The sequence below is a fragment of the Kamptonema animale CS-326 genome, assembly GCF_028330895.1.
Lineage (GTDB): Bacteria > Cyanobacteriota > Cyanobacteriia > Cyanobacteriales > Microcoleaceae > Kamptonema > Kamptonema formosum.
In genome coordinates this window covers 1-4,502 of record NZ_JAQMUA010000379.1, presented here as the reverse complement: position 1 = coordinate 4,502, position 4,502 = coordinate 1, and the positions used below count along the sequence as shown (strand labels likewise).

Genomic DNA, 4,502 nt, shown 5'->3' with positions numbered 1-4,502 from the left:
GCGGCGAGCGCCCACCCTACCTTTAATTGAGAATTGATAATTTATAATTGATAATTATTAGATCAAGCACTACCTAAAGGTAACAATAACCGCACTACAACCATCCCATCCTCTAATAGTTCCATATAAAGATTACCGCTCATTTGCCGTACTACTCGCTGACAAATAATTAAATGCTGACCGGGAGGTTTCTCTAAAGTAGAAGAAAGTAATATATCGCGAGGTGTACCGCTATTAAAGTCACTAATTAACTGCGGCTCTACATTACCATTATCAGCGATCGCTAATTCTAACCACTGTTCATCTAAACGCTTACAGCGAATCTCGATCTTTCCTCCCGATACCGAACGGCGGCAAGCGATTACTAATAATTCATAAACTACCAACTCTAACTTAATACTGTCTCCGCGAATGCTTAAAACTTGTCCAGAAGGCAGCGCCGAATTACTTTCCCGATAAACTTGTAACTGAATATTAGATTGCTTCACCAGCAAGTCTACACGCTCAAGCGATCGCCTCAACAAACTAGCCACCGCAATCACTTCCACTGCATTATGTAACCGCCACTGTTCCTGCTTCAGCAGTAAATTAGTGGAGGCTAGAGCATTCCCAATCTGCCGCAAAAGCTGCTGATAGCGCAAAGTTGTCAAAGTATCCTTCTGTTCCTTCCCCGGTAAAGCCGCAGATTGGCTTAACTCTCCCAACTGCTTCACCCCCGACCCCACAGTACGATAAAGTTCCTCCAAACGGCGCTGTTTGTACCAATTGAGCCATTCCAATTCCTCTCGCTGTGATTCCAGCGTTGCTTGTACAGTCAAGTAGCGACGCGACCAAGCTAACTGAGCTGCCAAAATACTCAATAAATCAACCGAGAGTTCTGGCCAGGGGCGACCTTGAGCATCCGCCGCTAAGACAATTCCCGTTGGTTCGTGTTCCGGGGCCGTCCGCAGCGCTACCACCAAAATTTGACTAATACCGGGACTGCGTAGCCACCGTTTAGTTGCCAGTGGTAAATCGCTCATATTCAGATGCAGCATTCCACTAGCTTTGAGAGCATTTTGAATCAAAAAATCTGTCTGAACTGGAATATCCACATTCAGATTCAGTGCAAACAAAGGACTAGCAGCAGCACTGGCGGCAATACGTCCCTCTTTTGCCCCCGCAGTCCACGTTACTAAAGCTACCAGAGGACAACCTACGGCCTCGGCAATGTGCTGGGTAAAGCTACGCTCTAGCTGCTTTTGAGGTATGTTTTCGCTTGAGTTTGATTCTCCTCCAGAGAATTGTTGCAGGAGTTGGTCTGAGTGTGCCTGCCACAAAATCGCTAAACCTGATTCTAGGGTTTGGTAAAATTTGTGTTGGTTTTGGATTTGTTGCTGAAGTTCCCACTGGTGGATAATTAGGCCGAGCTGTTGACTGGCGATCGCTACCAATTCTCGCTCAGATCGGTTCCAAGTTCGTGCCGCGTCGTGACCAATAACCACCAAACCTTCAACAGAGCTGAGATTGCTATTTTCCTTTTCTTCCTGCTTGCTTGTTCCTTCTTCCTTCTTCTTTCCAGTCCTGCAAACCAAAAGCGATCGCGCCCCCTGTTCCCCCAAAGCATCTCGCCAAGCTGCCAATCGCTTGTCTTCTTCCCAATTTTCAATTGCCATTGCTTGGGCACTTTCTTCAAATACCTTAAGTTCTGACGCATCCAAAGCTTTCAAGGGAGACGCTAACTTGCGGCGATTGGGAGGTTGATTCTGCCAGATAATTTCAAACTGACCCCGATCCGGTTCCCGTAGCAGTAGCAAAAAGTGTTCGGCGCTGAGGCGATCGCACAATTTCTCGGATGTAGTTTTCAAAGTCTCCAGCCAATCAGCGTCACTATAAATAGCACGAGCCACCCCAGCAGTTAAATCGCGATCGAGTTCAACTTGTCGAATTTTATCCTCCATCTCCGACAGAGGAGCAGTCAGACCTACCAATTGAGCCGCACCCCGCAGATAACTTTTTTCATCTTCTTGCCAAATCCGGGGTTCATTCGCCTCCACCGCCAAAAAGCCCAAAAGCTCTGTTTCCAAGATAATCGGAGCCGCCAATAGGGAACGAGCGCGAATTTGCTGCATCAGCCGCCCCGTGACTTCGCTTCTGAGGGAACTGTGGGACTCTCCAATCCAGACAATTTGCTCGTTAGCAAGAGCCTGATAAAATCCCCCCAAATCTTGCACCGTGATCCCACTTGCTGGTCTGTTACCCGCTCCCAAACCGGGCGCAACCTGACGGTTACTGACTCTACGCCAGAAATAGCGCCGTTCGCGCTCGAACCAGTAAACATTCGTCCGTGCTGGTTCGATAAATTGGTGGGTTTGCTCCACTACTGCCTGTAGACACTGATCGAGGGAGCGGATTTTGCCTAACTGCGAAATCAGCATCAGCAGGGGTTCGTCGGGATGCCTCGCCTGTTGTCGCTGCCAATCTGCCTCGATTTGGTACAGCGCCGCCGCCAGCGCCCCGAAAATCACGCTCATCTGTGCTTTTTCCCCAGCTTTGGGTGACAAACCCCAGGTTTCAGAACCGAGCAAAACCACGCCGTAGCAGCGATCCTTATAGCGGAGGGGAAAGATGATAGTACCCCGCACATCGAAGGTCTGAGCAGCTTTGCGCCATTCTCCCGCCCGTGTTTCTTCTCGCAAGTCGGGGATGCTGACGGGACGAAGCTGAATCACGACTTGCTCTAGCAAGTCGCCGGGATTGAGGGTAAACCTTTGCTTGAGAAATGTAATCTCACCTTTGGGTACAATCCCTCCTTTGCCAAACAAGCGATGACCTGTGCGATCGTACAAACCAATCCAAATTACTTGGTAGTCCTCGAACTCCGTTTGCAGGTAATTTAAGGTTGTCTCCAGTAAAACGTCTACATTCTCTTCTTCTCTGAGGGTTTGGAGGACGCGCTCTAAGCTAATGATTTGTTCCTCAATATCCTTCTGCTTTTGTTGCTCGTCCATTGCTAGCTATCCCCCAAACTGTGTAGAATTACAAATTGAAAATTAAAAATGTAAGAACGAATAATAATGATTAGCAATAATACCTAATAGTAGAATTAATACTTTGGGGCTATTTTTTTCTTTCATTTTTTATTTTTACTTACTTTTTGCTGACTTAATTACTCTAGGATAGATAACTTGGATATTTATAAACTGGCTCTACGCCCTCTTTTATTTTCTGGATTGAAAGCCGATCCTGAGTGGCTGCACAATCGCCTAATGGCAATAATCGACTTTTTGGGTAAAGCTGATGGTACTGGGCCAGTGCGTCCGCTTCTAGTTCAATTAGAGCAATCTTTGGGTAAGAAAGATACTCGTCTAGAACAAACCCTCTGGGGACTGAGGTTTAAAAATCCTGTGGGTTTGGCTGCGGGTTTTGACAAAAACGCTTTCGGGGCTGGTATTTGGGGAAGCTTTGGTTTTGGCTTTGCGGAAATGGGTACTGTAACTTTCCAAGCTCAACCGGGGAATCCTCGCCCTCGCTTGTTTCGCTTGGGGGCGGATAGTGCAGCCTTAAATCGTATGGGGTTTAATAATCAAGGTGCAGTCGCGATCGCAACTCGCTTAGAAGGATTGAGGAGAGGGGAGCGGGGGAGCGGGGGAGCGGGGGAGATGGGGGGCGGGGGAGCGGGGGGGTGGGGGAGCGGGGGAGATGGGGGAGATGCAGAAGTTAAATCGAACCTATCCTCCCCATCCTCCCCATCCTCCCCATCCTCCCCATCCTCCCCATCCTCCCTATCTTCCCCATTCCCGTTAGGGATCAATCTTGGTAAATCTAAGGTGACACCCCTAGAAGAGGCTTCGATAGACTATTTAGGGAGTTTTAAGTTGCTCAAGGATTGGGGGGATTATTTTGTGGTGAATGTGTCTTCCCCTAATACGCCAGGGCTGCGATCGCTTCAAGATGCCGACCAGTTAAGCACAATTTTAGAGGGATTGCAACAGGAAAATCGCGCTCTTAAGCCAATTTTAGTCAAGATTGCGCCCGATTTGGAGTGGGAGGCGATCGCATCTGTCATTAAGTTAGCTCAAACCTACGAACTCGCAGGTATTGTCGCTACTAATACTACTATCCGCCGCGATGGACTCAAAACTCAAATATTGCCGCAAACTGGCAAACACATAAGCGAAGAAGCTGGAGGGATTAGCGGTACTCCCGTGCGCGATCGCTCTACAGAAGTGATACGGTTTATTTGGCAGCAAACTCAAGGCCAATTGCCAATTATTGGCGTGGGCGGAATTTTTACCGCTGAAGATGCTTGGGAAAAAATCGCGGCTGGGGCAAGTTTAATTCAAGTTTATACAGGTTGGATTTATGAGGGGCCCTGGATGGTGCGGCGGATTTTAGAGGGATTGTTACAAAAGTTGGAAGAAAGAGGTTTGAGTTGTATTTCTGAGGCCATAGGAATAGACGCAAATTAAAACTATAAATAGGACTTACGCACTATCGCAGTACGGCCGCCATCTTGGCGG

The 4,502-nt window shown here is 48.0% G+C and carries 2 protein-coding genes; one reads left to right on the top strand and one right to left on the bottom strand.

From position 1 onward, the window contains the following. Nucleotides 1-62: 62 nt before the first annotated feature. Nucleotides 63-2,990: a sensor histidine kinase gene (locus tag PN499_RS22330; RefSeq protein WP_272034745.1), complete on the bottom strand. Its 2,928-nt coding sequence runs from the start codon at nt 2,988-2,990 to the stop codon at nt 63-65. Nucleotides 2,991-3,167: 177 nt separating this feature from the next. On the opposite strand from PN499_RS22330, the gene PN499_RS22325 reads away from it, so the two are divergent. Beyond that, complete coding sequence (locus tag PN499_RS22325; RefSeq protein ID WP_272034743.1) at nt 3,168-4,451, top strand: quinone-dependent dihydroorotate dehydrogenase; 1,284 nt, start codon at nt 3,168-3,170, stop codon at nt 4,449-4,451. Nucleotides 4,452-4,502 lie beyond the last annotated feature (51 nt).